The 23,505-nt window shown below is 72.9% G+C and carries 20 protein-coding genes and 1 pseudogene; 7 read left to right on the top strand and 14 right to left on the bottom strand.

Translation table 11 applies throughout. The annotated features are described in order from the left end of the window. Window positions 1-330 precede the first annotated feature (330 nt). Entirely contained in the window at window positions 331-2,289 is a 1,959-nt protein-coding gene (locus tag GA0070623_RS24105) for a penicillin-binding transpeptidase domain-containing protein (protein WP_067314188.1), read from the top strand. Between the two features lie 331 nt (window positions 2,290-2,620). On the opposite strand, the pseudogene GA0070623_RS24100 reads toward GA0070623_RS24105, so the two are convergent. The 5 genes and pseudogenes from GA0070623_RS24100 to GA0070623_RS24080 all read right to left on the bottom strand — a co-directional run. Next, window positions 2,621-3,560: pseudogene (locus GA0070623_RS24100) on the bottom strand (arginase family protein); the annotation flags it as partial. Between the two features lie 63 nt (window positions 3,561-3,623). After that, window positions 3,624-4,541, bottom strand: a complete 918-nt coding sequence (locus GA0070623_RS24095) for a tetratricopeptide repeat protein (RefSeq protein WP_067315845.1) — start codon at window positions 4,539-4,541, stop codon at window positions 3,624-3,626. A 523-nt stretch (window positions 4,542-5,064) separates the two neighbouring features. After that, window positions 5,065-6,753, bottom strand: coding sequence for an acyl-CoA mutase large subunit family protein (locus GA0070623_RS24090; RefSeq protein ID WP_067314039.1), 1,689 nt, complete (start codon window positions 6,751-6,753; stop codon window positions 5,065-5,067). Between the two features lie 64 nt (window positions 6,754-6,817). Next, window positions 6,818-7,096, bottom strand: coding sequence for a hypothetical protein (locus GA0070623_RS24085; protein ID WP_067314060.1), 279 nt, complete (start codon window positions 7,094-7,096; stop codon window positions 6,818-6,820). Next, entirely contained in the window at window positions 7,093-7,413 is a 321-nt protein-coding gene (locus GA0070623_RS24080; protein ID WP_084261559.1) for a DivIVA domain-containing protein, read from the bottom strand. Before GA0070623_RS24080 ends, GA0070623_RS24085 begins: the two co-directional genes overlap by 4 nt. A 358-nt stretch (window positions 7,414-7,771) precedes the next feature. Between GA0070623_RS24080 and GA0070623_RS24075 the strand changes: the two genes are divergently transcribed. Beyond that, on the top strand, window positions 7,772-8,188 hold the full coding sequence (locus GA0070623_RS24075) for a GntR family transcriptional regulator (RefSeq protein ID WP_067314041.1): 417 nt from the start codon (window positions 7,772-7,774) through the stop codon (window positions 8,186-8,188). Between the two features lie 67 nt (window positions 8,189-8,255). Here the strand turns inward: GA0070623_RS24075 and GA0070623_RS24070 are convergent, their stop codons facing one another. Beyond that, the gene (locus tag GA0070623_RS24070) at window positions 8,256-8,711 is read right to left on the bottom strand and encodes a hypothetical protein (protein ID WP_157517637.1); all 456 of its coding nucleotides are present in this window, start codon (window positions 8,709-8,711) and stop codon (window positions 8,256-8,258) included. Continuing rightward, window positions 8,635-8,997: a hypothetical protein gene (locus GA0070623_RS30115; RefSeq protein WP_157746991.1), complete on the bottom strand. Its 363-nt coding sequence runs from the start codon at window positions 8,995-8,997 to the stop codon at window positions 8,635-8,637. Before GA0070623_RS30115 ends, GA0070623_RS24070 begins: the two co-directional genes overlap by 77 nt. A gap of 739 nt (window positions 8,998-9,736) precedes the next feature. Between GA0070623_RS30115 and GA0070623_RS24065 the strand changes: the two genes are divergently transcribed. Further along, window positions 9,737-10,057 carry a hypothetical protein gene (locus GA0070623_RS24065; RefSeq protein WP_067314045.1) on the top strand — a complete coding sequence of 107 codons (321 nt, stop codon included), beginning with the start codon at window positions 9,737-9,739 and terminating at the stop codon, window positions 10,055-10,057. Between the two features lie 68 nt (window positions 10,058-10,125). On the opposite strand, the gene GA0070623_RS24060 is transcribed toward GA0070623_RS24065, so the two are convergent. The 3 genes from GA0070623_RS24060 to GA0070623_RS24050 form a co-directional block, all read right to left on the bottom strand. Then, window positions 10,126-10,539 (bottom strand): Asp23/Gls24 family envelope stress response protein, encoded by a 414-nt coding sequence (locus GA0070623_RS24060; protein ID WP_067314064.1) that lies wholly within the window; start codon window positions 10,537-10,539, stop codon window positions 10,126-10,128. Window positions 10,540-10,726: 187 nt separating this feature from the next. Next, window positions 10,727-11,662, bottom strand: coding sequence for a methylmalonyl Co-A mutase-associated GTPase MeaB (gene meaB / locus GA0070623_RS24055; protein ID WP_231932862.1), 936 nt, complete (start codon window positions 11,660-11,662; stop codon window positions 10,727-10,729). Window positions 11,663-11,787: 125 nt separating this feature from the next. Further along, on the bottom strand, window positions 11,788-12,981 hold the full coding sequence (locus tag GA0070623_RS24050) for an acetyl-CoA C-acetyltransferase (RefSeq protein ID WP_067314049.1): 1,194 nt from the start codon (window positions 12,979-12,981) through the stop codon (window positions 11,788-11,790). Window positions 12,982-13,043: 62 nt separating this feature from the next. Here GA0070623_RS24050 and mce point away from each other — a divergent pair, with 62 nt between their 5' ends. The 4 genes from mce (at window position 13,044) to GA0070623_RS24030 (ending at window position 19,086) form a co-directional block, all read left to right on the top strand. Further along, a complete protein-coding gene (mce, locus tag GA0070623_RS24045; protein ID WP_089004172.1) occupies window positions 13,044-13,520 on the top strand; it encodes a methylmalonyl-CoA epimerase in 477 nt (158 codons plus the stop codon). A 410-nt stretch (window positions 13,521-13,930) separates the two neighbouring features. Continuing rightward, window positions 13,931-15,196, top strand: a complete 1,266-nt coding sequence (locus tag GA0070623_RS24040) for a DivIVA domain-containing protein (RefSeq protein ID WP_067314055.1) — start codon at window positions 13,931-13,933, stop codon at window positions 15,194-15,196. A 177-nt stretch (window positions 15,197-15,373) separates the two neighbouring features. Continuing rightward, window positions 15,374-17,401, top strand: coding sequence for a coiled-coil domain-containing protein (locus GA0070623_RS24035; RefSeq protein ID WP_067314057.1), 2,028 nt, complete (start codon window positions 15,374-15,376; stop codon window positions 17,399-17,401). 455 nt (window positions 17,402-17,856) lie between these two features. Then, entirely contained in the window at window positions 17,857-19,086 is a 1,230-nt protein-coding gene (locus GA0070623_RS24030; protein ID WP_084261614.1) for an AI-2E family transporter, read from the top strand. A gap of 106 nt (window positions 19,087-19,192) precedes the next feature. Here the strand turns inward: GA0070623_RS24030 and GA0070623_RS24025 are convergent, their stop codons facing one another. From GA0070623_RS24025 to GA0070623_RS24005, 4 genes are all read right to left on the bottom strand, one after another. Continuing rightward, window positions 19,193-19,993, bottom strand: coding sequence for an alpha/beta hydrolase (locus GA0070623_RS24025; RefSeq protein ID WP_067314968.1), 801 nt, complete (start codon window positions 19,991-19,993; stop codon window positions 19,193-19,195). Between the two features lie 87 nt (window positions 19,994-20,080). After that, a complete protein-coding gene (locus tag GA0070623_RS24020) occupies window positions 20,081-20,407 on the bottom strand; it encodes an ATP/GTP-binding protein (protein ID WP_067314966.1) in 327 nt (108 codons plus the stop codon). Window positions 20,408-20,482: 75 nt separating this feature from the next. Further along, complete coding sequence (locus GA0070623_RS24015) at window positions 20,483-22,294, bottom strand: 3-hydroxyacyl-CoA dehydrogenase family protein (RefSeq protein ID WP_067314964.1); 1,812 nt, start codon at window positions 22,292-22,294, stop codon at window positions 20,483-20,485. 626 nt (window positions 22,295-22,920) lie between these two features. Next, a complete protein-coding gene (locus GA0070623_RS24005) occupies window positions 22,921-23,439 on the bottom strand; it encodes an FHA domain-containing protein (protein WP_231932534.1) in 519 nt (172 codons plus the stop codon). Window positions 23,440-23,505 lie beyond the last annotated feature (66 nt).

Genomic DNA, 23,505 nt, shown 5'->3' with positions numbered 1-23,505 from the left:
CTGCGTCGGCGGACCACCGGTGGGACGTCCGGTTCGAGACGCTGGCCTGGCATCCGTTGCAGATGCCCGAGCGGCCGGGTGCCGAGTACCCCGTCTCGGGATGTTCATCACACCTGCGGGTCCGCGTCTTCGCCCGCCGCCGAACACCCGCGGGTCCGCGTCCCCGCCCGCCGCCGGCCCGTCGCGATCCGCCCACCGGGCGGTCACGGAGCGCCCGGATCCGGCAGCCGTCAGGTGCGCCCCGGCGGCCGGGCCGGTGGCGCGGGGCAGTGCCGGCGGCGGGCGCGTACTAGCGTGCAGGGCAGCCCGCCCTCCGGAAGGTGCAGCTCCATGCCCCTGTCGTACCCGTACCGCCGCCCTGGCACTCCCCCTCGGCGGTGGCTCGCCGCCCTGGCCGCCTGCGCGCTGGCGGCGGCCACCCTCGTCGGCTGCTCCGGCGACGACGGGCTGGACGACAGCGTGGACGCGTTCCTCGCGGGTTGGCGCTCCGGCAAGCTCGACGAGGTGGGCTTCGTCGAGGCCACCGGGGCCAGGGTGCCCGCCGCCACCGTCGCCGAGGAGATCAAGAAGCTCTCCGGTGACCTCGCCGCCACCCCACCCACCCTGGACCGCGTCGGTGACGTCGAGATCACCAAGAACCTGGCCACCGCCCGGGTCGACATCCGGTGGGCGCTGCCGGGCGGGGCGACCTGGGCCTACCAGCGGCCGGTCCGGTTGCGCCAGAACAGCGGCGACCAGTGGCAGGTGATCTGGGAGCCCCAGGTGCTGCACGAGCAGCTGGCCAGAGGCGACCGGCTGGCGCTGCGGCGGACCGCCGCGCCCCGGGCGGGGGTGCTCGACGGCGCGGGCCAACCGATCGTGACGCCCCGGCCGGTGGTCCGGATCGGGGTGCAGCCGAGCGAGGCCGGCGACGTCAAGGCCCTGGTCGCCCGGCTGGACGCGGCGTTCAAGGCGGTTCGGCCGCCGATCAGCCCACCGGTCGACCTGACCGATCTGCCGCAGCGGCTCAGCGCGGCCGACCCCGACGCCTTCGTCGAGGTGGTGACGTTGCGCGACGAGGCGTACCGGCAGATCCGGTCCCGGATCTACGACCTGCCGGGGACGACGTTCCGGGCCGAGAAGCTCGACCTGGCCCCCACCCGGGAGTTCGCCCGCGCCCTGCTCGGCACGGTCGACCAGGCGCAGGCCGACGACCTGGCCGCCCACCCCGACCTCTACGCCAAGGGTGACCTGGTGGGGCACGGCGGCCTCCAGGGCCGCTACGACGAGCGGCTGCGCGGCGCCCCCGGGACGACCGTGGAGATCCGCCGGCCCACCCCCGAGGGGGGCAGCACGGTGGTCACCGAGGCGTTCCGGCAGGAGCCCACCGCCGGTCAGCCGGTACGCACCAGCCTCGACGTGGCCACCCAGAACGCCGCCGACGCCGCGTTGCGGGCCGAGAAGCGACGGTCGGCGGTGGTGGCGCTACGGATCAGCGACGGCGCGGTGCTCGCCGCCGCCAACGGCCCCGGGGCGGCCGGCGAGAACCTCGCCTTCACCGCCCAGGTGCCGCCGGGCTCCACCTTCAAGACGGTCAGCGCCCTCGGCCTGCTGGACCGGGGCGCGGTGACCCCGCAGACCGTCGTCGACTGCCCGAAGACCCGCGTGGTGGACGGTCGGTCGTTCAAGAACTCCGACGACTTCGTCCTCGGCCGGGTGCCGTTCCGGACCGACTTCGCGAAGTCCTGCAACACCGCGTTCGTCGCGCTGGCCCCGCAGCTCGGTCCGGACGGGCTGGCCGCCACCGGCCGTACCCTGGGCCTGGAGGGCCGCTGGGACCTCGGCGCCGACGTCTTCACCGGCAAGGTCTCCACCGGCGGCGGCCCGACCGAGCAGGCCGCCGCGGCGATCGGCCAGGGCACCACAGTGGTCAGCCCGCTGGCCATGGCCGGGGCGACCGCCGCCGTCGCCCGCGGCCGGTGGGAGCAGCCCAAGCTGGTGCTCGACCCGGCCCCGGCCGCGCCCGCCGGGTCCGGCCCGCCGCTGAAGGCCGAGTCGGTGGCCGGGCTGAAGACGATGATGCGCGAGGTGGTCACCGCCGGTTCCGGTAGGACGCTGGCCGACGTGCCGGGGGATCCGGTGTACGGCAAGACCGGCACCGCCGAGTACGACAACGACCCGACGCACACCCACGCCTGGTTCGTCGGTTGGCGGGGGGACGTCGCGTTCGCCGTCTTCGTCGAGCAGGGTGGATCGAGCACGGCCAGCGCCGTCCCGATCGCCGAACGCTTCCTCCGCGCCCTGAGCTGACCCGGCGGTCAGGCCACCGGCTCCTCGGCCCGGCCCGCCCCTTCGGCCCGGCCGCCCGGCTCCCCGGCCCGGTCCTGCCCCTCGACCCGACCCAACTGCCCGGCCCGCCCCGACTCCCAGGCCGGGTTCGGCTCCCCGGCCAGCCCTGCGCCGCCGGCCAGCCCTGCGCCGCCGGCCAGCCCTGCGCCGCCGGCCAGCCCTGCGCCGCCGGCCAGCCCTGCGCCGCCGGCCAGCCCTGCGCCGCCGGCCAGCCCTGCGCCGCCGGCCAGCCCTGCGCTCCCGCTCGGGTCCGGCTGCGCCGGGACCGGGTCGGGGTGGGCCGCCCGGGGTGGCAGCAGGCGGGGCGCGACCGCGTCCGGGGCGACGACCGGGGCCAGCCCGGCGACGACGGTGTTGACGATCTCGGCGGCGTACGCGCCGTCCGGGTCGTAGTCGGGATCGAAGACGGTCAGCTCCACACCGAGGCAGTGCGGGGTGTCCACCAGCCCGGCGAGCAGGATCTCCAGCTCGGCGAAGGCGATCCCGCCGGGGTCGGGGGCGTCCACCGCCGGCATCACCGCCGGGTCCAGCACGTCCACGTCGATGTGCACCCAGTAACCGGCGCAGTCGGCCAGTTGCTCGTGCGCCCACTGGGCGCTGCGGGCGGCCCCCTCGGCGCGCAGCGCCGGCACCGGTCGGGTGGTGATCCCGGCGGCCTGGAGGTCGAGGCGGTACTCGTCCTGCGCCCGGATGCCGAGCACCACCACGTCGATGTCCCGGAAGTACGGTCGGCGGCCCTCGATGGCGGCCAGGTCGGCCTGCCCGCGCCCGGTGACCAGGGCCAGGTCCTCGCCGGCCGCCGCACCGACGTACGAGGCGTTGCCGGGGTGCCGGAAGTCGGAGTGGCCGTCGACGAAGACCAGCCCGATCCGCCCGCCGACGGCCTCGCCGAGCCGGTGCATGGCCAGGGCCGAACCGAGCAGCACCGAACAGTCCCCACCGAGGACCAGGGGGAACTCGCCCCGGTCGATGATCGCGCCGATCCGGTCGGCGAGCACCGTCGAGTAGCCGGAGATCTCCCGGGCGTGACAGACCCCGTCGCCGGGCCGCCAGTCGCCCGGGTCGTACCGGGGGGCGGTGAGGCAGCCGGCGTCCCGCGCGCCCAGCCGGGCCAGCAGGCCGTGGTCGCGCAGCGCCCCGGGGGCCTTGCCACAGCCGGGGACGGAGGTGGCGGTGGGCGGGCGCAGACCGAGATTGGTCGGCGCGTCGAGGACGGCGATTCGGCGCATCACAGGCTCCCGTCCTCGATGGTCGGCGGGCCGGCCGGGTGGCCGGCCCGCACGGGTGTCAGGGGTTCAGAACAGGGCGCTGGCCAGGGCACGTCGGGCGGAGGCCACGGCGGGGTCGTCCGGGCCGGCGATGCTGAACAGCGAGACCAGGTGCTGGCGGGCCCGGTCCCGGTCGTCGCCGCTGCTCCGGCGGACCAGCCCGACCAGCCGGGCGTACGCCTGCTCGGCCATCCCGCTGAGCACCTCGATGTCGGCGGCGAGCAGCTGCGCGTCGACGTCGTCGGGGTTGGCCTGCGCGGCGGCCAGCGCGGCCTGCGGGTCCGCACCCGCGACCCGCCGGGCCACCCCGACCTGGGCCAGCCCGGCCTCGGCCGCGGCGTCCGCCGGGGACTCGGCCAGGATCTTGCGGTACGCCTGCTCGGCGGCGTCCAGGTCGCCGCTCATCAACGCGTCGTCGGCCTCGTCGAGGCGCGGGTCCTCCGGCTCGGCCACGGTGACCCCACCGGCCTTCAGCACGGCGGCGAGCCACTGGCGCAGCTGCGGCTCGGGGATCACGCCGGGGAAGGCGTCGATCGGCCGCCCACCGACGACCGCGTAGACGGTCGGGATCGCCTGGATCTGGAACATCTGCGCGATCCGGGGATTCTCCTGGACGTCCACCCGGGCGAGAACCCACTGGCCGGCGCCCTCGGCCGCCAACCGCTCCAGCACCGGGGCGAACTGGTCGCTGTCGGGGTAGCCGGCCGCGCCGAAGAAGACCACCACCGGGGTGGTCAACGATCGTTCGAGCACCTCGGCCTGGATGTTCGCCTCGGTCACGTCGAGGGCGCCGCCAGCTGCGGCGGGGCCACCCGGCACCCCGGTGGGTGCGCCGGTCTGGCTCGGTGTGGCGGGACGGGAACTGGCCGGGGCGGTGCCGCGCAGCGCGCTGAGGTCGACCGCGCCGCGGGTGAAGATCGACGAGGTGATCCGTGGGTCGCTCATGGTTACCTAGTCTCGCACGAGCCCCAGCGTTCTCAGCTCAGCCGCAACGCCCACAGTTGCCACTCTCACCTCCCCCTCCCCCTTCCTCCTCTCCCCTCCCCTCGCCCTTCCTCCTCTCCCCTCCCCTCGCCCTTCCTCCTCTCCCCTCCCCTCGCCCTTCCTCCTCTCCCCCTTCCTCCTTTCCCCCTCCCCGCCCACCCCGCGCCCTCCCCCTCTCCCCCCACCCCGCACCCTCCCCCACCCCCCACTCCGTCGATCATGGAGTTGCGGTGGGCGCAGCGCCCCTTTTATCCGGATCTGCCGCCGCCACAACTCCATGATCGACCGTAGGGCGGGTGGGGCGGGCGGGGCCGGGGGCGGGGGCGGGCGGGGCAATGGGAGGGTGCGGCGGGTGGGGAGGGTGGGGCGCAGGGAGGGTGCGGCGGGCGGGGCGAGTAGGGAGGTTGGGTGAGGGGGGCGGGTGTGGGGAGGGTGGGGAGAGTGGAGAGGGTGGGGAGGGTGGAGAGGGGAGGGCGGGTGGGGGTCAGAAGCGGGGGGGTTCGCGGTAGGTGCCCCATTCGGCGCGTAGGGCGTCGCAGATTTCACCGAGGGTGGCTTCGGCGCGGACGGCGTCGAGCATGGGCGGGATCATGTTGCCGCCGGTGCGGCTGACCTCGATCATCCGGGTCACCGCCGCCGTCACCGCCGCGTCGTCGCGGGCGGCCTTACGCCCGGCGAGGACCCGGCGCTGCTCCAGCTCCACCTCGTGCGAGATACGCAGGATCTCCAGCTCCTTGGCGACAGTACCGGTGTGGCAGTTGACCCCGACGATCTTCTTGTCGCCCTTTTCGAGGGCCTGCTGGTAGACGAAGGCCGATTCGGCGATGTGGCCGGTGAACCAGCCGTCCTCGATGCCGCGCAGGATGCCGGAGGTCATCGGGCCGATCCGGTGCGGCCCGTCGCCGCCGAGTTGGCGGATCCGGGCGAAGATCTCCTCCGCCTCGGCCTCGATGGCGTCGGTGAGCGCCTCGACGTACCAGGAGCCGCCGAGCGGGTCGGCCACGTTGGTCACCCCGATCTCCTCCATCAGCACCTGCTGGGTGCGCAGGGCGATCTCAGCGGACTCGTCGGTGGGCAGGGCCAACGTCTCGTCGAGGGCGTTGGTGTGCAGCGAGTTGGTGCCGCCGAGCACCGCCGCGAGAGCCTCCACCGCGGTGCGTACCACGTTGTTGACCGGCTGTTGCGCGGTCAGCGACACCCCGGCGGTCTGGGTGTGGAACCGCAGCCAGAGGGCCTTCTCGCTGGTGGCGCCGTAGACGTCGCGCAGCCAGCGGGCCCAGATCCGGCGGGCGGCCCGGAACTTGGCGATCTCCTCGAAGAAGTCCAGGTGCGCGTCGAAGAAGAAGCTTAGCCCCGGGGCGAAGACGTTGACGTCGAGCCCGCGCGAGAGCCCCAGCTCGACGTAGCCGAACCCGTCGGCCAGGGTGTACGCCAACTCCTGCGCGGCGGTCGAGCCGGCCTCGCGGATGTGGTAGCCCGAGACCGACAACGGCTTGTAGCGCGGGATCTCCGCGGCGCAGTACTCCATCAGGTCGCCGATCAGGCGCAGGTGCGGCTCGGGGTCGAACAGCCATTCCTTCTGCGCGATGTACTCCTTGAAGATGTCGGTCTGCAACGTGCCGTCCAGCCGGGACGGGTCGACGCCCTGCCGCTCGGCGGCGACCAGGTACATGCAGAAGACCGGCACCGCCGGGCCGGAGATGGTCATCGAGGTGGTGACGCCGGCCAGGTCGATGCCGTCGAAGAGCGCTTCCATGTCGGCGGCGGTGTCCACCGCGACCCCGCAGTGCCCGACCTCGCCGAGCGCCTGCGGGTCGTCGGAGTCGCGCCCCATCAGGGTCGGCATGTCGAACGCGACGGAGAGCCCACCGCCGCCGGCGCCCAGGATCATCTTGTACCGCTCGTTGGTCTGCTGGGCGTTGCCGAACCCGGCGAACTGCCGGATCGTCCAGGCCCGACCCCGGTAGCCGGTCGGATGCAACCCCCGGGTGTACGGGAACTCGCCCGGCCAGCCGATCCGCTCGAACCCGGGGTACGCGGTCCCCTCGGGTGGTCCGTACACCGGTTGCACGGTGGCCCCGGACAGGGTGGTGAAGTCCGCGTCCCGCTTGCGCGCGGCGTCGTACCGGGCCTGCCAGCGCGCCCGTCCGGCGGCGATCTCGTCGGCGTTCATCCGCGGGGCTCCTCCTCGAGTCCTCGACCGAGCCCCGAGTGTAGAACGAAAACCTGAACGATCGCTAAGGAAACTCGTACCGGACGGTAGCCGGTCGGCGGGAGCAGGGGCCGTCGTGGTCGGCGCGCAGCAGGCAGCGTCGGCCGGTGTCCAGCCGCAGGTCACAGAAGACCCGATGGTGTACGCCCTGCTCGTCCTCCGCCGACACGGTGGTCTCGCCGGGGTCGGCCTGGGCGAGCACCCCCGCCCAGCGGGCCAGCACCCGGGCCAGCCGGACGGCACCGGGCAGGTCCACGGCGACCACGGGCAGGTGGACGACGAACCGCTCCCGGCCGGCGGTCACCGGTACCACCCCTCGTTCACCCGCTGCCGGAACTGCGCGGACTGCCAGCGGCGCAGCGCGTCCCGAACCCGGGCGGCCTCGTGCCGGCTGTCGCCGAGCGCCTGGTAGGCGGCGGCCAGGTCGACGGCGACCCGGTCGAGGAACTCCTGCACCTCCGCCGGGTCGAGCCCACGCCGACCGAATCGGGTCCAGCGGAACTGCCACTCCCGCACCTGCCACGGCCGCAGCGGGCGGTAGGCAGCCGAGCGGTAGCAGCGCGGCCGGCGGGGGTGCCGGGTCCACCCGGGTCGACCGAGTAAACGGAGGATCAACCGCACGACGATCCACCTCTCTGTATTGGGGGTTGGGTTGTGTCGCTGGGAATTCACTGCCACAGGGGTTCGCCATCCAAAGACGCACAGTCGCAGGGATTGGGGTCGCACGGGCTGGAAGGGGTGGGTCCGCCCGCCCGCCTCGCACGGGCGGACCCACCCCGCCCCGCGACCGCAGCCCTCGTCGGCAGTACGGCGGCGGAGCAGCTCAACCAGCCAGCGAACCCGAAGGAGTGAACACCCTTCGTAACCTCACGAGCACGCGTTGCCACAAGAGAAAGTAGCAACGATTCAACGTGGCCACAATCCATCATTGCAATGAAGCCTTGTTCGAAGGCGGCAACGGGGGCATAAGGCTTGCGGGATGACCATCGATCCGCGCTCACACACGCCGGTCTACGTGCAGCTCGCCGAACTCCTTCGGGGGCAGATCGAATCCGGTGACCTGCCGGCTGGGTCGAGCGTCGGCAGCGAGACCCGGTTGAGCCAGGAGTACGGGATCGGCCGTGACGCCGTCCGGATGGCCATCGCGCTGCTGCGATCGGAGGGACTGGTCACCACCAGCCGACCCTTCGGAACACGGGTTCGCGATCTGCCACAGCGCAGGAGGGTGGAGTTGGCGGGAGGCGCGAGGGTGATCACGCGGATGCCGAGTGGTGCGGAGCGGCGCAGCATGCAGCTCGACGAGGGCGTACCGATCCTCGAAGTCCACGGCCCGCAGGGCGACGTGGAACTGCTACCGGGCGACGAGGTCGAACTGATCCGACCGAAACACGACTGAGCCGCCGGACCGAGCTGGCCCAAGCGACCGAGAGGGTGGCCGCTGCTGCGGCGACCATCCTGATCCGTCAGACGTCGTAGACCTTGAGTACCTCGTCGCCGTAGTGGTTGATGACCTTTACCGCGATCTTGCCGGAGTCGGGGCGCGGGAAGGGGCGGGAGCGGGTGGAGTAGAGCGACGCCCACGCCGACTCGTCGATGTCGTTCCGGAGCGCCTTGCGCAGTCGAGTGTAGGGATCAAGGGCATCCGGCTTGCCCTCGCTGCCGGCGAAGTAGATGTGCCGGACGAAGAACTCTTCCTCGTCATAGGCGGTGTCGAGCATCCACATGGCGATGTCGTCGGTGCCGCCGTCGCCGCGTAGCTCGCCGGTGGTGGGGTTGTAGACGTCCACTCCCCGGATGTCGACCACCAGCCCGTCCCGGGTCGAGTCGGTGGCGATGTCCGGCTCACCGAACACCGTAAAGAGGTTGGCCGTGCCGGTCTTCTTGAGCAGCGTGTCGCCCATGGCGAGGTCCGCGTTCATCCGGACCATGAGGATCGGCAGCCGGCCGACCTGACGCTGCTCGGCAACCGTCGCGAAGTCCTACCTCGTTCACCTGCCGGTTCTGGGTGATGTCGTCCTGGGTGAAGACGGTCAGCTCCATCTGGCCGCCGCGCTTGCGTGGCCGGGGCACCGGAATGAAGAAGCTGGACGGACGGCGACCATCGAGCACCCGATCGGTGATGCCGTCCCGGTCAAAATCGAAGTATCGGCTGGGTGCCTCGTAGGGCGAGTTGATGATGGGGTTGTCAATCACCCGGTCGCCCACGCCGCCTCCGTCGCCCCTCGCCGAAGGAAAGAGCTTACCGGTTCGCGTAGACAGGGAATCCATCCAGGGGACTGCGACAGGGCCACCATCTGGGCTTCCCGTTCAGACCACCCAGCCGGCTAATGCACCTGAACCAATTTCAGCACCACATCGGCCATGTTGATCTCGTCGGCCGGTAGGCCGTCGACCGACATCGGGCCGGCTGAGCGACAGCTACCCGACAGGGAAGAATATTGCGACTGCGACCCTGGTGTCTGAATAATGGCCTCTCTTGCCGGGTTCGGCGGTTGCTACCTCGCCGGCATCACTCGGCCGGGCTGCCCTGGGGCAGGCCCATGTCCGACCAACTTCGCCAGACTTCAGGGAGGCTGATCTATGCATGCCATCGCCCGCACACAGAGAGTGCCTGGCCAGACCCCTGCCCAGGAAGGCTTCACCACTCAGCGTGACATAGCCGGATGGCGGTTCCCCTGGCGTAGCGCCCGTGCCACCATTGCAGCAGAGAAGGCGTTTACCCAGTGACACGACCACGTCACGCTAAGGGCGGTGCATACGAGGATCTACTGAAGGAGGCAGAGCGGGCCGGTTGGACCGTCGCAGGTGGGGGAAACAAGCACTTCAAGCTGAAGTGCCCGAATCCGTGCAAGTGCATGAAGACCATGTCGACGACGCCATCTGACCCAAACTACCTGCGGAACATGCGGGCACAGCTCCATCGAGTGACTTGTTGGGAGGACAAATGAAGATCGAGATTCGTCTCGCTGCCGAGATGACCTTCTTCTCCGACCCGGAGGGCACCGACGAGCAGTTCGAGGCGTTCCTGGACGAGGTGATGGATCAACTGGGTGCCATCGGACGTGCGGACGTCGACCTCGCCGCCAGACTGACCGAGCGGTACGCCGAGTTCGAGACGACGGTGGAGGCGGCCGACTTCAACATCGCTGGTGCCGGCTTCATGATGGACCTGCGCACCGCCCTGCATGCGGCTGGCTGCAACACGGCGGAGTGGCCACGGTTCGCGCCGAGCCAGCAGCACATCCGCGAGTTGCAACCAAGCTGACCGGACCAACGCAGCCCCCTGGCCTCCCTCGCGGAGACAGGGGGCTTCGCCGTTGCACACCCGGCCACTCAGGCGACGGATGCTCCTGAATCGCTCAAGGCTACGTCGTCGACCCGGATGTTGATCTCGTCGGCGCGGAGGCCGTACGACTCGACGGCTGCCGTGACGGCAGCCCGGACCGCGTCGGTGACCTGGGGTACCGGGTGGCCTGCAGAGATCACCAGGACCAGGTTGACCACGACCGCGCCGTTGGTGACATGCGCCGAGCAGCCCCGTCGGGCGTCGCCCACCCGGTCCAACCCAACCCTGTCGAGCACGGCGTTGAAGAACCGGGCCACGTCACCACCCAGCTCGGCCACCCCGGGGACGGACTTCGCGGCGGCCACCGCGATCTTCTCCACCACCTCGTCGGAGACCTGCGTGGTCCCGCCCGCCACCGCGTCCGCCGTCACCGACAACTCCTGCGTCGCCTCGTGATCCATCGACACCCCTGCCCCTCCCCCACCCGCACCCAATGACCCCCGAACCCTACAAGCCACCACCCCAGCCGACGATCATGGAGTTATGGTGCCGCGGATGCCTGCTTTCGCGGCTTTCTTCTGGCACCACAACTCCATGATCGCCGCGGTGGGGGCGGGGTGGGAGCGAGGATGGGCAGGGGGCGGTGGGTCAGGAGCTGAGCTGGGCCAACAACTCGTCCGCCGCCGCGTACGGGTCGAGGGCACCCTCGGCCACCTTCGCGGCGAGCGTGCTCAGCTGCGTACCGTCGCGCAGGGAACCGATGCGGGCGCGCAGGGCGCCCAGCGCGATCGCCTCGATCTCGGCGGCGGCCCGCTTCTCCCGACGTAGGCGGAGCTGGTCGTGCTGCTCCAGCCAGGCGCGGTGCTTGTCGATCGCGGCGGCGACGTCGTCGATCCCCTCGCCGCGCGCGGCGACCGACCGGACCACCTGCGGACGCCACTCGCCCGGCCCACGCTCGCCCAGCGCGATCATGCCCTGGATGTCGCGGACGGTGGCGTCAACGCCGTCCCGGTCGGCCTTGTTGACCACGAAGACGTCGGCGATCTCCAGGATGCCCGCCTTGACCGCCTGGATCGCGTCACCCATGCCCGGGGCGAGCAGCACCAGCGTGGTGTCGGCGAGGGAGGCCACCTCCACCTCGGCCTGGCCGACGCCGACGGTCTCCACAAGCACCACGTCGCAGCCGGCGCCCTCCAGCACCCGGACCGCCTGCGGGGTCGCCGCGGAGAGCCCGCCGAGGTGGCCCCGGCTGGACATCGACCGGATGTAGACGCCCGGGTCGGTGGCGTGGTCCTGCATCCGCACCCGGTCGCCGAGGATCGCCCCGCCGGTGAACGGGCTGGACGGGTCGATGGCCAGCACCCCGACCCGCCGCCCGGCCGCCCGCAGCGCCCGGACCAGCTCGTTGGTGGTGGTCGACTTGCCCACCCCCGGAGAGCCGGTCAACCCGACCACCTGGGCCTGCCCGGCGTACGGCGCGAGCGCCGCCGCCACCTGCGGCAGCACCGCGTCACCGGACTCGACCAGGGTGATCAGCCGGGCCACCGCCCGGGGGTCACCCTCGCGCGCCCGTCGCACCAGCATCGGTACGTCCCGACTTCGGCGCACCCCGACGGCGGCCACGGTGGGGGCGTTCTCGACACTCACTGGGTCACCTTCACTCACGACTGCGGTGCTCGCCAACCCTCACTGCCAGGCTCGACGGCCGGTCAGCTCCGGGCGTCGGCGGGGACGTGGATGATCAGCGCGTCGCCCTGGCCGCCGCCGCCGCAGAGCGCCGCCGCGCCGGTGCCGCCGCCGCGCCGCTGGAGTTCCAGCGCGAGGGTGAGCACCAGCCGGGCGCCGGACATCCCGATGGGGTGACCGAGCGCGATGGCCCCGCCGTTGACGTTGATCTTGTCGGTGCTGACCCCGAGGTCCCGCGCGGACTGGATGCCGACCTGGGCGAACGCCTCGTTGATCTCGATCAGGTCGAGGTCCTCGATGCTCAGGCCCCCCTTCTTCAGGGCGTGCTGGATGGCGTTCGACGGCTGCGAGTGCAGGGAGTTGTCCGGGCCGGCCACGTTGCCGTGCGCGCCGACCTCGGCCAGCCAGGTCAGGCCCAGCTCGTTCGCCTTGGCCTTGCTCATCACCACGACCGCCGCCGCGCCGTCCGAGATCGGCGACGAGGAGCCGGCGGTGATCGTGCCGTCGGTGGCGAACGCCGGCCGCAGCTTGGCCAGCGACTCGACGGTGGTGTCCGGCCGGATGCCCTCGTCCTCGGTGATCACCAGCGGCTCACCCTTGCGCTGCGGGATGACCACCGGGGTGATCTCGTCGGCGAAGTGCCCGTTCTTCTGGGCGGCCGCGGCCCGCTGGTGGCTGGCCGCGGCGAACGCGTCCTGTTCCGTCCGGGTGATGCCGTGCCGGGCGCCGAGCCGCTCGGTGGACTCGCCCATCGAGCAGCAGTCCCAGGCGTCGCTGAGGCCGTCGTGGGCCATGTGGTCCTTGATCGTGACGTCGCCGTACTTGTAACCGGTGCGCTGGCCGAGCAGCAGGTGCGGGGCGTTGGTCATCGACTCCATGCCGCCGGCCACCACGATGTCGAACTCGCCGGCCCGGATGAGCTGGTCGGCCAGGGCGATCGCGTCCAGGCCGGAGAGGCACACCTTGTTGATGGTCAGCGCGGGCACCGACATCGGGACGCCGGCCTCGACGGCCGCCTGCCGGGCCGGGATCTGCCCGGTACCCGCCTGGAGCACCTGGCCCATGATCACGTACTGCACCTGGTCGGGGGCGACCCCGGCGCGCTCCAGGGCCGCCTTGATCGCGATCCCGCCGAGCTTCGTCGCCGGGAGGTCCTTGAGGTTGCCCAGCAGCCGGCCCATCGGGGTCCGCGCGCCGCTGACGATCACCGATGCCACTGCCTGCCTCCGAGGGGGTACCGAACTGTACGCCTTAACGGCTGTTCGGCCAGACTAGCCTCATGGCTGAGAACTCCCCCGTCGAGCCCGCTGCCGACTGCGTCACAGACATCGGGCTGCGCCGTATCGACCACGTCGGCGTGGCGGTCCCCGACCTGGACGTCGCGATCGACTTCTACCAGCGCACCTTCGGGATGCGCTGCATCCACGAGGAGACCAACACCGAGCAGGGTGTCCGCGAGGCGATGATGGCGGTCGGCCCGACCGCCGAGGGCGGCTGCGTGCAGCTGCTCGCCCCGCTCACGCCGGAGTCGACCATCGCCAAGTTCCTCAACCGCAACGGCCCCGGCCTGCAACAGCTCGCCTACACCGTGGCCGACATCGACGCCGCCTGCGCGACGCTGCGCGAACGCGGCGTCCGGCTCCTCTACGACACCCCGAAGCGCGGCACCGCCAACTCCCGGGTCAACTTTGTCCACCCGAAGGCCGCCGGCGGCGTCCTCATAGAACTCGTGGAACCCGCCCCCACCCCCCACTGACCCCCACCCCCGCTACCGCCCGCCCTCGCCCCCGCCCCGCCCCCGCCCGCCCGCCCGCGCCCGTCGACGTTGATCAAGAGGTTTACGTCAGGTTTTCCGATCGGCCTGACGCGAACCTCTTGATCAACCGAGCGGTGGGGCGCGCGCGGGCGCGGCGCGGGTGAGCGGGGTTGGGGGCTGAGGCATGAGGGGTGGGGGATTGGTGGGAGTAGGGTTCGGGAGAGTGGTGGTAAAGGGGCCGCAGGTGACGTGTTCCGTCGTCCCGATGAGGGCTCGGGGCACTGCCGGGACCTGGCAAGATCGCCCTATGGGCCGGATCGGGGCGACGATCCGGCAGACCCTGTAAAGAGGACACGAAAGCTCGGCACCGCTCTTGCGAACGACCCCGGTGGGTCTGCGAGTATGTCCCAATGCCCCAGCAGCAGTCCTCCCCTCTCGCGTTCTTCGATAACGCGAACTCTCAGCCGGACTTCACGGTCGGCCTGCGCGGATACAACACCCACCAGGTCGACGACTTCCTCGGCCGGATGACGGCCGCGCTGACCCAGTCGGAGCAGGCCCGCGCCGAGGCCGAGCAGCGGATGAACGACGCCCAGCGTCGGCTCCGCCAGGCCGAGCAGCGGCAGGCCGCGCTCGAGCAGAAGCTCACCGACACCAACAAGCAGCTCGAGGAGAACAGCCGGCCGACCCTCTCCGGTCTCGGCACCCGGGTCGAGCAGATTCTCCGGCTGGCCGAGGAGCAGGCCAACGACCACCGCAACGAGGCCAAGCGCGAATCCGAGGGGATCCTCTCCGCCGCCCGGCTGGAGGCGCGGGAGATCACCGACAAGGCCCGCGCGGAGGCCGCCGCGATGAAGGCCACCGCCGAGCGGGAGGCCGGCACCGTCCGTACCGCCGCCGAGCGGGAGGCCGCCGAGGCCCGGGTGCAGGCCCGTCGGGAGGCCGACACGCTGCGCGCCGACGCCGACCGGGAGACCAAGCAGCTGCGTACGGTCACCGCGCACGAGGTGGCCGAGCTGAAGTCGACCGTCGAGCGTGAGGTCGCCACCCTGCGCGCCACCGCCGAGCGGGAGATCACCCAGCAGCGGGCGAAGGCGGCCCGGGAGGCCGAGGAGAAGCGCGCCGAGGCGACCAAGCTGCTCACCGACGCCCGCGACAAGCGGGACAAGGACCTCCAGGCCCTGGAGCTGCAGCTCGCCGAGCGCCGGGAGAAGGCCGAGCGCGAGGAGTCGGAGCGGCACGCCGCCCAGGTGGCGCAGACCCAGAAGCTGGTCGGCGAGGCCGAGCAGCGGGCACGGGCCGCCCAGGAGCGCGCCAAGGAGATCGAGCAGCGCGCCGAGGCCCGCCGGATCGAGTCCGAGCGCACCGCCAACGAGACCGTCGACAAGGCCAAGGCGCTGTCCGAGAAGACCCTCAACGAGGCCAAGGCCGAGGCGAAGCGGCTGCTCACCGAGGCGCGTACCGAGGCGGACCTGACCACCCAGGCGGCCCGCCGCGAGGTGGAGGACCTCACCCGCCAGAAGGACGCGGTCACCTCCCAGCTCGGCCAGATGCTCTCCGGCCTGGCCGGGATCGTGCCGGGTGTGCCGGCCCAGCAGCCGGCCGCCGCGCCGGCCAAGGCGGAGCCGGCCAAGGCCGACGCCGAGTCCCGGGCCACCGCGGAGACCGCCAGCTGACCGACTGCATCGACGGGGCATGTGTCGCGGCGCGGGCGGACACCGGAAGACCGGTGGACCCCCGCGCCGCGCCCGTTTTCCCGCTGTGACACCCTGTCGCGCGACCACAGTGAAACAGCTCCCCACAGCGGCGTCCGTATCGCCCCAGGAGGGCCGGATGCGTGTGAGGATGGGGGCATGTCGCACGGCGAGGAACTGTTCGCTCTCGGCGGGGATGTGACCACGGAGCCCAGCTTCGAGTCCGCCCTGCGGGGATACGACAAACGACAGGTCGACCGGTACGTCGCTCGCGCGGAGCACGAGATCACCACCCTCACGGGTGAGCGGGAACAGGCGTACACCCAGATCCACAAGCTGGCCGGCCAGGTCGAGCACCTCCAGCGGGATCTCGCCCAGGTGCGCAAGCAGGTCGGCGTGGTGGACCGGGCCTCCTTCAAACATCTCGGCCCCCGGGTCGAGCAGATCCTCGCCCTCGCCGAGGAGCAGGCGGACGCCATCCTGGTCGCCGCCAACGAGGAGATCGAGGCCCGCCGGGCCGCCGCCGAGCACATCATCGTCGAGGCCCGCGAGCAGGCCGCCAGGGCACTCAAGGACTTCGAGATCGCGCTTGCCGCCCGGCGGGCCGAGGAGGAGCGGCACACGAGCGCCCGCAAGGCCGAGGCGGACGCCGCCGTGCGTACGGCCAAGCAGGAGGCCGGCCGGCTGCGCGCCACCGCCAGGGACGAGTCGACCCTGCTGCGCGCCACCGCCGAAGAGGAGTCGAACCGGCTGCGCGCCGCCGCCGAGGAGGAGTCGAACCGGCTGCGGAGCACCGCCCGGGAGGCCCTGGAGAAGGCCAAGCAGGAGGCCACCCAGCTCCGCGACACCGCTCGGGAGATCCACAGCCGGGCCCAGCAGGAGGCCGCCAAGCTCCGCGAGATGGCCAAGGCGGCGCTGGCCAAGGCCCAGAAGGAGGCCACCGACCTGCGGGACGCCGCCAAGGAGGTGCACACCAAGGCGCAGCAGGAGGCCAGGCGGCTCACCGAGACGGCCACCGAGACCAGCCGGGCCACCCACGCCAGGGCGCAGCAGGAGGCGAAGCAGGTCACCGACGACGCCGGCGAGGCGGCGAAGGCGACCCGGAACCAGGCCCGCCAGGAGGCGCACCGGCTGGTCACCGAGGCGACCGAGGCGGCAAAGCGCAGCCGGGCCGAGGCCGAGGCGTACGTGCAGCGGATGCACACCGAGACCGAGGAGTACGTCCGGCAGTCCCGTGCCCAGACGCAGCAGGAGCTGGGCGCCTGGCGCGCGGGGGTGGAGCAGGAGGTCAACGGTCGGCGGGAGGCCGCCGACCGGGAGCTGGCCCAGCGTCGCGCCGCCGTCGAGCAGGAGTTCGCCAAGCGCCGCGACGAGCTGGACCGCAAGCACCAGGCCCGGCACGACGAGTTGGCGCAGCAGCACCAGGCCCGGCAGGCGGAGCTGGAGCGGGAGTGGACCGCCCGGCGCGACGAGATCGAGCAGGGCGCGGCGGAGATCCGCCGGGCCGCCGAGGCGGACGCGGCGACGCTGCGCCGCACGGCCGAGCAGGAGACCACCGAGCTGCGTCGGCGGGTGGAACAGGAGACCGCCGAGCTGCGCGACCGGGCCGAGCGGGAGACCGCCGACAAGCGTCGCCAGGCCGACGAGCACGTCGCCGCCTCGCGCCGGCAGTTCGACGAGTACGCGGCCACCACCCAGCAGCACCTGGCCACCACCCAGCAGCACCTCGCCGCCACCCAGCAGGAGGCGGCGGCGGGCCGGCAGCAGCTCGCCCGGGTGATGCTGGAGATCGCCCAGGCCCAGCAGCAGCTGGCCGACCTGCGTCAGGAGACCTGGCAGGCGCGGCAGGAGCACGACGAACTCCAGCGGGAGGTCACCGAGCTCCGGGTGCGCGCCACCGCACCGGCGGTCCTCGACGCGGCGGTGCCGGACGGCGGCCGGCCCGGGACGGGTTCCCGCGGCAACGGCAGGAAACCGAAGGCGGAGCCGGTGACCACGGTGGACGGAGGGACGGCCAGCGCCGGGGTGGACGGCGAGCCGACCGTCGCCGCGGTGCCGGGCACCGCCGGCCGGGAGGCCACCCCGACGAAGATCACCAGCACCGGTGAGAACGGCAAGCGGCCCACCAAGCCGACCACCGACGAACGCAGCGCCACACCGAGCACGGTGACAGTCGAGTCGGAGTGACCCGCGGCGGCCGGTCGGCTGCCCCGACGGGCCGGGTGGCCGGGTCGGCTGCCCCGACGGGCCGGGTGGCCGGGTCGGCTGCCCCGACGGGCCGGGTGGCCGGTGCCGGCGGGCGGCCACTACCCTGCGGGCAGGGGCTCGTACGGTAGGTGTCCAGCAACCTGGACCGGGCGGGCTGCCCCGGTGCGCGGCACCGGAGCGAGACCGGAGCGCCGGCGGCGGTCCGGGTACGGCAGGGAGGCTCGGTGACACAGCAGGACCCGGCGCGCGACGACGTGACCCGGGACGACGCCTCCCGGGGCCTGCCGGCGCCCCGGCCCGGCCCGGAGCCGGCGTCGGGCCGACCCGGCCGGTCGACCCCACCGACCCGGCCGGACGGCGGAACCCCGACCGGGCCGGCGGACGCCACCCCGACCGAGCAAGGCGGCCACACCCCGACCCGGCAGGGGGGCACCATGACGGGACCGATGAGCGACACTCCGACCGGGCACGGCGACACCCCGGCCGGGCCGGCGGGCGACGCCCCGACCAGGCACGGGGGCGGCGTCACCCGCACAGCGGAGGTCGGGCCGGGCGATGTGGCGGTGGGCGGCGACCGGGAGGACCACCGGTCCGCCGAATCGACCGCCCTCGGCTCGGGGCGGTTCGGTCGGCCCGGTCGACCGTTGCGCCGCAGCAGTTTCCTGGTCGGCTTCACCGGCGCGCTCGGCGTGCTGCTGGCGTACACCGTGTTCCTGGGGATCCGCAACGCCGACGGGATCCTGGTCCTGGTGGTGATCGCGCTCTTCCTGGCGGTGGGGCTCAACCCGGCCGTGGTCCGGTTGCGGCGTTGGGGGCTGCCGCACGGCCTGGCCGTGACGGTGGTGGTGCTGACCCTGATCCTGCTGATCGTCGCCGGGTTGGTGGCGCTGGTGCCGCCGGTGTTGACGCAGACCGGGCAGTTCATCGACCAGTTGCCCAGCTACGTCGAGGAGCTGCGCCGCAACCGAACGGTCAACGACCTCGTGGTGCGGTACGACGTGATGCAGCGGGTGCAGGAACTGGCGAACGCGGACACCGTCGGCCGGGCGCTCGGCGGGGTCCTCGGCGGCGCACAGTTGATCTTCGGGACCATCTTCCGGGTGCTCACCGTGCTGGTGCTGACGATCTACTTCCTGGCCTACTTCGACCGGCTGCGCGACCTCGGTTACGCCCTGGTGCCGAGGTCACGCCGGCAGCGGGTCAGCCTGATCGGCGACGAGATCCTGGCCAAGGTCGGCGCGTACATGGTGGGGGCGCTGAGCATCGCGGTCCTGGCCGGTGCGAGCACCTTCGTCTTCGCGCTGGTGGTCGAGCTGCCCTACCCGTTCGCGCTGGCCGTGGTGGTGGCGGTGACCGACCTGATCCCGCAGATCGGGGCCACCCTCGGCGCGGTGATCGTCAGTCTGGTCGGGTTCGCCACCGGGCTGCCGATCGGTATCGCCTGCGCGGTCTTCTTCGTGCTCTACCAGCAGGTGGAGAACTACCTCATCTACCCCAAGATCATGCGGCGCTCGGTGCAGGTCAACGAGGTGGCCGCGCTGCTCGCCGCGCTGCTCGGGGTGGCCCTGATGGGGGTGGTCGGCGCGCTGATCGCCATCCCGGTGGTCGCCGCCCTCCAGCTGATCCTGCGCGAGGTGGTGCTCCCCCGCCAGGAACGCCGCTGAGGCCCCACCGGGGGCCGCGACGACTCGCGCCCCACCGGGGCGACGACGGCTTGCGCCCCATCGGGGCGACGACGGCTCACGCCGTACCGGGGCGACGGCGGCTCGCTCAGTCGGTGGCGGGGCCCGGCACCGGGGTGTCGGCGAAGGCGGCCACCGTACGGTCGGCGTACGCGCTGACGTTGCCGGTCTCGACCGGGCCGTCCCAGCTGGTCGGCAGGGGCAGCGGCAGCGCCGGGTTCACCCGCCGGACGATCTCGTCGAGCACCCGCTCGGCGTCGCCCACCCAGAGGTGCTTGGCCTTCGGCACGCCGACCACCTCGGCCTGCGGCACCACCGCGAAGCGTTCCCGGGCCTCGTCGGGGCGCAGGTAGTCGTCGAACTCGGGCACCAGCGCGACCAGCGGCCGACCCGACTCCGCCCAGACGGCCAGGTCCTCGGGCTTCGAGAAACGCAGGGGCGGCGAGAGCAGGATCGCCCCGGCCACCGCCGGGTCACAGCCGTACCTGACGGCCAGGTCGGTGCCGAACGACCAGCCGACCAGCCAGATGTTGGGCAGCTCGTGGAACTCGGCGTACTCGATCGCGGCGGCCACGTCGAAGCGCTCGCCCACCGCGTTGTCGAAGGCTCCCTCGCTGGTGCCCCGGACGCTGCTGGTGCCCCGGGTGTTGAACCGGAGCACCGCCAGGTCGGCCAGGGCGGGCAACCGCCAGGCCGCCTTGCGGAAGATGTGGCTGTCCATCATCCCGCCGTGGGTGGGCAGCGGGTGCAGGCAGACCAGGGTGCCCACCGGCGGCCGGTCGACCGGGCGGGACAGCTCACCGACGAGCCGCAGGCCGTCGGCGGTGTGCAGCTCGATGTCCTCCCGGTGGCCGGGCAGGATCGACGACGCGCGGATCGGTGTGCTCACCACCCAAGTCTGACGTGAAGTCGCGCCGGTCGCTCGCCCGGGTAGGAAACGACGTGATCCAGGTCGCCCGTCCGGCCGCAAACCGGGTCACCCGTACCGGGGAGCGCCCCGGCCACGCAGCAGGTTCGGCCCCCGGCGGTCCCGGGCCCGCCAGCAGCCACGGTGCCAGTGCCGCCGGTCGGTCAGGTCACCCGCGCCGTCGGCCGGCCAGGCCACCAGGTGCGCCACCCCGGGGCGGATCTCCTGGTCGCAACCGGGGCAGCGGTACGTCTTGACCGAGGCCCCGCCGCTGATCCCGCGGACCTGCCACTCGCCGTCGCGCCACTGCTGCACCGATTCCACGCCCTGCCGGGCCCGGTCGGCGTCCAGCTGGGTGGGGTCCTCGCGGCGGGGACGGTTGCGACGGGGGCTCACCTTGCCAAGGTTACGGTCACCTCCAGGTCGCCGGCCGGGTGAGGTCGTCGGCCGGCACCGCCGCCGGGATCCGGATCAGCGCCGGGTGTGGTCGCGGAAGCCCCGGCCGGTCCCCCGGCCCAGGTAGCCGGCGGTCACCAGGTGCTCCAGCAGCGGCGCGGGGGCGAGGCCCGGCTCGCGCGACTCCCGGTAGAGCGCCCGCTGCGCGGCCAGCGCCACGTCCAGGCCGATCGCGTCGAGCAGCGCGAACGGACCCGTCGGGTAGCCGCAGCCGAGGGTCATCGCGTGGTCGATGCCGTCGGCGGTGGCGTAGCCGGCCTCCAGCATCCGCACCGCGTCGTTGAGGTACGGGTAGAGCAGCGCGTCGACCACGAAGCCGGCCCGGTCGCCGCAGACCACAGCGGTCCGGCCGAGCGCGGCGCAGACCGCGCGGGCGGTGGCGGTGGCCTCCGCCGAGGTACGGACCGTGCGGACCACCTCTACCAGCGGCACCGCCGCCGTCGGGTCGACGAAGTGCAGGCCGAGCACGTCGGCGGGGCGCCCGGTGGCCATCGCCACCTCGATCACCGGCAGCGACGAGCCGGTGGTGGCGAGCAGCACGCCCGGCTTGCAGATCTCGTCGAGGCTGGTGAACAGTGTCTGCTCGACGCCCGGCCCCCCGGCGACCGCCTCGACCACCAGGTCGACGTCGGCGAGCTGCTCCAGGGTCGCCGACCAGGTGATCCGGGCCAGGGCGGCGTCCCGGTCGGCCCCGTCGAGGCCGCCCCGCCGCACCTCCTCGTCGAGCGAGTCCCGGACCGCCCCGCCGATCCCGGCGGACTCCCCTGCGCCGGTCCCGGCGGGCTCCTGCGCACCGCCGGGCACCGAGACCACCTGGTAGCCGGCCCGGCCGAAGAGACCGACGAGGCCGGCCGCCAGTGCCCCCGCCCCGACGACGCCGACCCGGGTGACCTCCCGCGCGCCGTCGGCACCGGCGGGGGTCGCGGCCGGGGTCCACTCGTCGGGTACGACCGTCGACGAGCCGGGCCTGTCGTAGGTGTAGAAGCCGCGTCCGGACTTACGGCCGAGCAGCCCCGCGGTGACCAGCTGCCGCAGCAGCGGCGCCGGGGCGTGCCGGCGGTCCCGCCCGCCGCGCCGGTACATGGTGTTCAGGATCTCGTACGCGGTGTCCAGCCCGATCAGGTCCAGCAGGGCGAGCGGACCCATCGGCAGCCGGCAGCCGAGCCGCATCGCCGCGTCGAGGTCCTCCCGGGTGACGTACCGGGCCTCGAACATGCTCACCGCGTGGTTGAGGTAGCCGAACAGCAGGGCGTTGGCGATGAAGCCGGCCCGGTCGCCGATGGTGACGGCGACCTTGCCGAGCCGGACGCAGAGCGCCTCGACGTCGTCGACCACCTCGTCGGCGGTGATCACCGTGCGGACCACCTCGACCAGCTTCATCACCGGTGCCGGGTTGAAGAAGTGCAGGCCGACGACCTGCCGGGGCCGGTTCGTGGCGACCGCGATGTCGGTGACGCTCAGCGACGAGGTGTTGGTGGCGAGGATGGCGTCGGGCCGGCAGACCCGGTCCAGCTCGGCGAAGATCCGCCGTTTGAGGTCGAGCTGCTCGGGGACCGCCTCGACCACCAGGTCGACCGCGTTCAGCGCGTCCAGCCCGACCTGGAAGTCGACCCGGGCGTGCAGGGCATCCCGGTCGGCCTCGGCCAGCCTGCCCCTCGCCACCGCCCGGTCGGTCGACCGGGCGAGGGTGGCCCGGCCACGCGCCAGGGCCGCCTCGGAGATCTCCACCGCGACGACGTCGACGCCGTTGCGGGCGAACACCTCGACGATGCCGGCACCCATGGTGCCCAGACCCACCACGCCCACCCTGGTGAACTCCCGCGCCACGACAGGCCTCCCTGGTTGACTCCGCCGTCGCCGACGGCGACGAACGCTCCGTCGCCGACGTTAACGAACGCTAAGGTTGTCCGCCGGATTCTGCCACGCCACGCCACACCGGCCCTCGGTGAGGGCACGGTGACCGCCTCGGCCGGGGCCAGGAGTTCGGCGACGAACTCGGCCGGGCGTTCCAGGTGCGGGCTGTGCCCGCCGTCCGGCAGGGCCGCCTCCCGGTACCGGCCGCCGGCGGCGGCGTACCGCTCCAGCACCGCCCGGGTCTGACCGACCATCGGCTGCGGTGGGCACGCCTGTCCGCCCGGCCAGCCGGGCCGGATCCGCCACGTAGGCGGCCCGGAGCACGGCGCGGGGGCTGGTCGGGGTGTCCACACCCCGGTCACCGGCGGCGAGCCGGGACACGAAGTCGGCGTTGGCGGCGCCCGCCCCGGTGCCGGCGAAGTCCGGGGTGGTCGGGGTGCCGACGAGATCGGATGGGCCGCCGACCCATCGTCGGGTCATCCGGGGTGGGTGCGGCCACCAAGTCCCGCCACGGGGACGAGGGACGGCAGGTCCGCACGGTCCGGCGGGGTGCGGGGCGGCGCGGGTGGGCGGTACGGCCGTACCCGGTACCGGCGCGGTCAGGCCTGCGTGCCGCCGCCGACCGGGGCGGCCGGCAGGGCATCGGTCGGGCCGGGGACGCGCGGCGGCAACGGCAGCGTCGGCCGGTGGTCCCGACGCCCTCCGGTGCCCCCACTGAAACGCAGGCCGACCGGGTCGGTGGTGGCCAGCCCGGGGTCGAAGTAGCGCAGCTCGGTACGGCCCAGCCGGATCACGTCGCCGTCGGTGAGCGGCTCGGATCCGGTGATCCGCCGGTCGTTCAGCCAGGTGCCGTTGGTCGACGCCAGGTCGGTCAGGACCACCCCGGCGTCGGTCAGCCGCACCTCGGCGTGCCGCCGGCTCAGGTGCGCGTCGGCGACCGCGATGTCGGCGGTCGGAGCCCGGCCGATCACCTGTGGCTGGGGCCGGACGCGGAAGCTCGCCCCCCGCATCGGCCCACCGGCCACCGTCAACAGCGGCATGAGTTCCGGATGATCCTGCATGAACAGTCCGCTCTCCCAGAGTCGCCCGCCGTCAGCCTGCCAGCTCCGCGTGACCACCTCACCACCCGCCCGGTCATCTCCGCGACCCCTGGCGGACACCTGTCGTCCACCGAACAGGCGGCC

Origin of the sequence: Micromonospora rifamycinica, from assembly GCF_900090265.1 — a bacterium.
Classification (GTDB): domain Bacteria; phylum Actinomycetota; class Actinomycetes; order Mycobacteriales; family Micromonosporaceae; genus Micromonospora; species Micromonospora rifamycinica.
This window is presented reverse-complemented; position numbering and strand designations above follow the sequence as displayed.